This window comes from Mizugakiibacter sediminis, from assembly GCF_000953855.2.
GTDB classification, from domain to species: domain Bacteria; phylum Pseudomonadota; class Gammaproteobacteria; order Xanthomonadales; family Rhodanobacteraceae; genus Mizugakiibacter; species Mizugakiibacter sediminis.
Window position 1 is genome coordinate 68,147 of sequence record NZ_DF970270.1, and the last position, 6,572, is coordinate 74,718.

The window sequence follows — 6,572 nt, forward strand, 5'->3', positions numbered from 1 at the left end:
GCCGTCGCGGTCGCCTGTACGCAGGCGCTTGCGGACTCGACCGCAAAACCGCCATCGCAGCGCAGCTCGCATCCACCGCCGGTGGACCGCGCAGGGCGGATCAAACCGCGCCGGCAGCCGATCCGCCGCACGGCGTTCGGTCAGGCACAGGCGGCGCCCGCGCGGATCCCGGATCCGCGCGGCGGTCCGTCAAGGCTTCACGTCGAGCAGCTTGATCTCGAACACCAGCGCCTGGTTGGGGCCGATGCGCGGCGGCTGGCCGCGTTCGCCGTAGGCCAGGTCGGCCGGCAGGAACACGCGCCAGTAGTCGCCGACCTTCATCAGCGGCAGCACCTCCTGCCAGCCCTTCACCGTCTGGTTCACGTTGAAAGTGACCGGCTCGCCGCGCGCGAAGGTGCTCTCGAACTCCAGCCCGTTCGGCAGCGAGCCGCGGTAGTGCACCGTGACCTGGCTGTCCGCGGTCGGGTGCTTGTTGCCCTGCCCCTCCTCGATCACCTGGTACTGCAGGCCGGAGGGCAGCGTGACGATGCCTTTCTTGGTGCGGTTCTCGGCGAGGAACTTGGCGCTGGCCTGCTTGTTCTCCGCGGCCAGCTTGTCGAACGCCGCCTTCGCTTCGGCGTACAGTTTCTGCTGCATGGCGCCGAGCTGCTGCTGCATCTCGGCCACCGGCACCGTCGGCTGGCGCTTGGCGTAGGCGTCCTGCAGCCCGCGCACCACCGTCGCCATGTCGACGTCGATCTTGTCGCCGGACAGGTTGGCGCCGATCTGGTAGCCGACCGCGTAGGACAGCTTGTTCTTGTCGATCGCCGTCTGCGGCGCGGCGTGCGTCTGCGCGCCCGGCGTCGCCGTTTGCGCCCCCTGGGCCAGCGCCACGCCGGAGGCCGCGGCCAGCGCCAGGGTTGCCAGGTACCGGATGAACTTCATGCCTTCCTCCCATGCCGCGCGCCCGCCGGCGCGCCGAAATTTCGATCATAGCGGACGCCCGCGGGCGGCTCTACAAGGCCGCCGCCCCGCGGCGAACGCGCGGATTCCCGGTGTGCTGGGATCGCGGCGGCGGCGGAAGGTTCCCGCCCGCGCTACCATCGCCGGTTCGACGTCCAGGGAATCCCGCCATGGCCTACCGCAACCTCGCCCTCGCCGACCGCGGCGCGGTGCGCACCATCACCGTCAACCGCCCGGACAAGCTCAATGCGCTGAACCGCGAGACGCTGAACGAACTGTCGCTCGCCTTCGCCCAGGCGCGCCACGACGATGCCGTGCGCGTCGTGGTGCTCACCGGCGCGGGCGACAAGGCGTTCGTCGCCGGCGCCGACATCGCCGAAATGAACACGCTGACGCCGCTGCAGGCGCAGGCGTTCTCGCAGGCCGGCCAGCAACTGATGCTGGCGATCGAGCGCCTCGGCAAGCCGGTGATCGCGCGCGTGCAGGGCTACGCGCTGGGCGGCGGCATGGAGCTGGCGATGGCCTGCCATCTGCGCGTCGCCAGCGAGAAGGCCAGGTTCGGCCAACCGGAGATCAACCTCGGCCTGATCCCCGGTTTCGGCGGCACGCAGCGCCTGCTGCGCCTGGCCGGCCGCGGCGCCGCGCTGGAGCTGTGCCTCGGCGGCGCGCAGATCGACGCGCAGCGTGCTTGCCAGCTCGGCATCGTCGGCCGCGTGGTCGCGCCGGAGCAGCTCGATGCCGCGGTCGACGCGCTGGCCGACCAGCTCGCCGCCGCCGCGCCGCACGCGCTGGCCGGCATCCTCGATGCGGTGATCCAGGGCGGCGAGTGCGCGCTGGACCAAGGCCTCGCCCACGAGACGCAGGCGTTCGCGCTCTGCTTCTCCACCGAGGACATGCGCGAAGGCACGCGCGCCTTCCTCGAACGGCGCAAGCCGAACTTCGCCGGGCGCTGAGCGGGCGGTTGCGGCGGATCGGCGGCGCCGATCCGCCCCGCGCGATGCGGGCTCAGTGCCCGGCGCCGCGGTACTTCTTCTCGCCGGCAGTGACGCGCAGGTCCAGCCGGTTCTCCGGCGGCGCCAGCGGGCAGGTCGCGTACGGCGTGAACGCGCACGGCGGGTTGTAGGCCTTGTTGAAGTCGATCACCAGCCTGCCGTCCTTCGGCATCGGCGTGTACAGGAAGCGCGCGGCGCCATAGGTCTCCTTGCCGCTGGTGCGGTCGGCGAAGATCACGAACAGCTCCTTGTCGCCCGGCACCTCGATCACCGGCAGGATCTCGTAGGTGCGGCCGTCGCGCTCGAACACCGCCTTGCCCGGCACCGGATATTTCTCGACGGTGCCGATCACGGTGGGGATCTCCAGCGTGCGCGCCGGCTCGAACGGAATCCATTTCGCCTCGATGCGCCAGGACGGATCGACGGGAAAATCGTCGAGACCGAGGAAATGCGTGCGCGTCGGCGCCTCGGGATCCTTCACCCGCAGGCCTTTGCGGCCCTCGCGATCGATCAGGTAGAAGCTCGCCGTGCCGAACGAGACGCGCGTCGGCGCGTCGTGGCCGTCGTCGAGCAGCTCCGCGGAAGCGAGCGGCTTGCCGTCGATCAGCGCGCCGCTGCCCTCGGCCAGCGCGATGCGCACCTTGCCGTCCGCGCCCCAGGTGATCGTGCCGAGATGCGCCGGTCCCTTGCTCAGCACGACGTCGCTGTCGGCGGCGCTGCCGACCGTGTTCGCGCCCGGCTTCAGCCAGTGCAGACCGATCAGGCTCAACCAGCCGTCCGGGGCGGTGAGGCGGGCGAGGCGCTGCGTGCGCCATTGCTCGATCTGCTTGACGTAATCGGTGGAGGGCATCGCTGACACTTGGGCAACTCCGGCCATGGCGGCGAGTAGGAAAAGGCGGGTCCGCAACATCGGTCGCTCCGTGCAGGGTGGACGACGGCGCGGGCGTCAGCGCCCGCGCATGAACAGGCGGTCGAGCTCGGCCACGCTGAGCTGGGTCCAGGTCGGGCGGCCGTGATTGCACTGACCGGAGCGCTCGGTGGCCTCCATCTCGCGCAACAGCGCGTTCATTTCCGGCAGCGTCAGGCGCCGGTGCGCGCGCACCGAGCCGTGGCAGGCCATGGTCGACAGCAGCTCGTTCTGCAGTGCCTCCAGCCTGCGCGAACTGCCGTGCGCGACGAGGTCCGCCAACACGTCGCGCGCCAGCTGCGCCGCGTCGGCGCCGTCGAGCAGCGCGGGCATGCGCCGCACGGTGACCTGCTGCGGACCGCTGCGGTCCAGTTCCAGCCCCAGCGCGGCCAGCGTCTCCGCGTGCTCCTCGGCGGCGGCCGCCTCGCGTTCGCTGACCGCCAGCACCAGCGGCACCAGCAGCAGTTGCGAGCGTATGCCGTCGCAGGCCTGCGCCGCCTTCAGCTTTTCGTAGGTCACGCGCTCGTGCGCGGCGTGCATGTCGACCAGCACCAGGCCCTCGGCGTTCTCGGCGAGGATGTAGATGCCGGCGAGTTGCGCCAGCGCGAAGCCGAGCGGCGGCGGCGCGCCGTCCTGCGGCTGCGGCTGCGGCGGCATGGCCGGCGACGCGGCCGCGGGCGCGGCCTGCGTCGCGCCGAGCAGCGCGGCGTAGGGATCGCCCGGCGCCTCGCGCACGCCGAGCCGCAGCGGCGCCTGGCCGCGCCAAGGGTCGCTGCGCTGCGCCGGAGCCGATGCGGAGGCGGGTGGCGCGACGGCGAGCTGCGGCGCGGTGGCGCCGGCGCGCGTGCCGGCGATCGCCTCGTGCAGCGTGCGGAACAGGAAGTCGTGCACCAGCCGCGCCTCGCGGAAACGCACCTCGTGCTTGGCCGGATGCACGTTGACGTCGACCGCCTCGGGATCGAGTTCGAGGAACAGCACGAAGGCGGGATGGCGCCCGTGGAACAGCACGTCGGCGTAAGCCTGGCGCACCGCGTGGGCGACCACGCGGTCGCGCACCATGCGGCCGTTGACGAAGAAATACTGCTGGTCCGGCTGCGCGCGCGCCGCGGTCGGCAGGCCGACCCAGCCGGACAGCGCCAGCCCGGCGGCGCGCTGCTCGACGCGCAGGCTCTGCGCGGGGAAATCCGGGCCCAGCACCTCGGCGACGCGCGCCAGCGCCGCGGCTTCGTCGCGCGCCGGCTTGAACAGCCGCACCGGCCGGCCGTTGTGGCCGAGGCGGAACTCGACCTGCGCGCGCGCCAGCGCCAGCGTCTTCACCAGTTCGTCGATGTGGCCGAACTCGGTGCGCTCGGCGCGCAGGAACTTGCGCCGCGCCGGCACGTTGTAGAACAGGTCGCGCACCTCGACGCTGCTGCCCGGCGGATGCGGCGCCGGCCGCGGCGCCTGCGCGCGGCCGCCGTCCACCTCGAGGCGGAACGCCGTGTCCTGCGCCCGCGGGCGCGACGTCAGCGCGAAGCGCGAAACCGAGGCGATCGACGGCAGCGCCTCGCCGCGGAAGCCGAGCGTGGCGACGCGCTCGAGGTCGGCGAAGCTGGCGATCTTGCTGGTGGCGTGCGAGGCGACCGCCAGCGCCAGCTCGTCGGCGGCGATGCCGCTGCCGTCGTCGCGCACGCGGATCAGGCGCGCGCCGCCCTCCTCGATGTCGATCTCGACGCGCGCGGCGCCGGCATCGAGGCTGTTCTCGACCAGTTCCTTGACCACCGAGGCGGGCCGCTCGATCACCTCGCCGGCGGCGATCTGGTTGACGAGTTCGGGAGGCAGCGGACGGATCTGCGGCATGGCGGGCCTGTGCGCGAGGCCCCCAAGCATAGCGGCGAACCGCGCCCGACGTCAGGACGCCGGAATCACCAGCACGGCGCCGGCGCGCAGGCCGCTGTCGTCGTCGATGCGGTTGGCGCTGCGCAGGGCGTCGATGCTGACGCCGTACTCCTGCGCGATGCCGGACAGCGTCTCGCCGCGCAGCACGCGATGCAGCGCCTGCGCGTTGTCCTCGTCCGCGGCGCCGCCGCGCGCGGCCACCGTCTGCTTCGGCGGTGCCGGCACCGGCGGTTCGCGGCCGGCGTTGCGCGCGAACAGCGTGCCCGGCGGCGGCGTCGACTCGAAGTAGTTCTGCACGCCCTTGAGGATCGCCTGCGCCAGCTGCTCGCGGTGCTGCGGGTCCTTCAGCTTCTTCTCTTCCGTCGGGTTGGTGATGAACGCGGTCTCCACCAGCACCGAAGGCACGTCGGGCGAACGCAGCACGACGAAGTTGGCGCGCTCCACGTAGCCGCGGTGGGTCGGGCCGAGCTTGGCCAGCGCCTTCAGCACCGCGTTGGCGACGGCGCTGCTGGCTTCCATGGTGTAGCCCTGCGAGAGATCCAGCAGCACGGAGGCGAGCGTGTCGTCCTTGTCATCCAGCGACACGCCGCCGACCAGGTCGGCGCGGTTCTCGCGGTCGGCCAGCCAGCGCGCCGCCTCGCTGGTCGCGCCGCGCGGCGACAGCACCCACACCGAGGAACCGCGCGCGTCGCTGGAGGTGAAGGCGTCGGCGTGGATCGAGATGAACAGGTCGGCCTTGTTCTCGCGCGCGATCTGGTAACGGCGCTTCAGCGGGATGAAATAGTCGCCGTCGCGGGTCAGCACCGCCTTCATGCCCGGCTGCTGGTCGATCAGCCGGGCCAGGTCGCGGGCGACGGCGAGGGTGACGCTCTTCTCGTAGGTGCCGCCGGGGCCCTTCGCGCCGGGATCGTCGCCGCCGTGGCCGGCATCGACCGCCACCACCACGTCGCGCGGCTTGCCGGGCAGCGTGTCGTCGACGCGTTTGACCACCGTCGGCGCCGCCTTGGCCGCGCCGTACAGATCGACCACCAGCCGGTAGCCGTACTCGTCGGTGGGCTTCAGCAGGAAGCTCTTCGGCCGCGCGGTTTCGCCGAGATCGAACACCACGCGCACGCCGCCCTCGCCGTGCTTGCCGGTGCGCACGGCCTTGACCAGCCCCTTGGCCGCCGGCGCCTTGAACGCGTCGGCGAAGCGGCTGCCGTCCAGATCGAGCACGACGCGGTCGGGGCCGCTCAACTGGAACAGCTTGTAGTCCAGCGGAGCGGACAGGTCGAATACCGCGCGGGTGTATTCGGGGCCGGACCACACGCGCAGGGCCTGCACCTCGGCCGCGCTCGCCGCGTGCGCGAAACCGCCCGCCGCGACGGCGGCCAGCAGCCGTAACCCGATCATGGACATCGACCCCCGCATGGTGGCGGATTGAACCGCAATCGCCCCGGCAATGCAAGAGGTTTTCCCTTTGCAATCCGTAAGCTGCAAGGGGTTTGTGACGGCACGTTCAGGAAACGGCGGCAAGCGTCTGCCGCAAGGCGATTCGATGGCCGGATTACACGCGCTCCACGGCCTGCCGCGCCGCCGGGGACAGCGCCGTCAGGCGCGCGCGCCGGCCGCTGCCGGCATGGACGAGGTCGAGCCGCCAGTCCGGCGGCGGCAGCGCGCCGGCGCCGCGCTCCGGCCACTCCACCAGCACCAGGCCGCCGGGTTCGGCCAAGGCATCCAGGCCGAGGTATTCGAGTTCGGCGGGATCGGCGATGCGGTACAGGTCGAGGTGATGCGCGGCCCGCCCGTCGAAACGGTAGCTCTCGATCAGGCTGTAGGTCGGGCTCTTGACGCGCTCGCCCACGCCCAGCGCC

The 6,572-nt window shown here is 72.0% G+C and carries 6 protein-coding genes; 1 reads left to right on the forward strand and 5 read right to left on the reverse strand.

Annotation, left to right across the window (positions count from 1 at the left end; all coding sequences use genetic code 11):
- Positions 1-189: 189 nt before the first annotated feature.
- The gene (gene bamJ, locus MBSD_RS14280) at positions 190-924 is read right to left on the reverse strand and encodes a BamJ family beta-barrel-assembly machinery protein (protein ID WP_082306690.1); all 735 of its coding nucleotides are present in this window, start codon (positions 922-924) and stop codon (positions 190-192) included.
- Positions 925-1,112: 188 nt separating this feature from the next.
- On the opposite strand from bamJ, the gene MBSD_RS14285 reads away from it, so the two are divergent.
- Positions 1,113-1,895, forward strand: coding sequence for an enoyl-CoA hydratase-related protein (locus tag MBSD_RS14285; protein WP_062537962.1), 783 nt, complete (start codon positions 1,113-1,115; stop codon positions 1,893-1,895).
- Positions 1,896-1,947: 52 nt separating this feature from the next.
- On the opposite strand, the gene MBSD_RS14290 is transcribed toward MBSD_RS14285, so the two are convergent.
- From MBSD_RS14290 to tsaE, 4 genes are all read right to left on the reverse strand, one after another.
- The gene (locus MBSD_RS14290; RefSeq protein WP_062537963.1) at positions 1,948-2,844 is read right to left on the reverse strand and encodes a DUF1684 domain-containing protein; all 897 of its coding nucleotides are present in this window, start codon (positions 2,842-2,844) and stop codon (positions 1,948-1,950) included.
- A gap of 36 nt (positions 2,845-2,880) precedes the next feature.
- The gene (gene mutL, locus MBSD_RS14295) at positions 2,881-4,680 is read right to left on the reverse strand and encodes a DNA mismatch repair endonuclease MutL (protein ID WP_062537964.1); all 1,800 of its coding nucleotides are present in this window, start codon (positions 4,678-4,680) and stop codon (positions 2,881-2,883) included.
- Positions 4,681-4,731: 51 nt separating this feature from the next.
- Positions 4,732-6,111: an N-acetylmuramoyl-L-alanine amidase gene (locus MBSD_RS14300; RefSeq protein WP_237071823.1), complete on the reverse strand. Its 1,380-nt coding sequence runs from the start codon at positions 6,109-6,111 to the stop codon at positions 4,732-4,734.
- A gap of 154 nt (positions 6,112-6,265) precedes the next feature.
- Positions 6,266-6,572 (reverse strand): tRNA (adenosine(37)-N6)-threonylcarbamoyltransferase complex ATPase subunit type 1 TsaE (gene tsaE / locus MBSD_RS14305; RefSeq protein WP_082306691.1); only part of this gene is annotated, 307 nt, incomplete at its 5' end.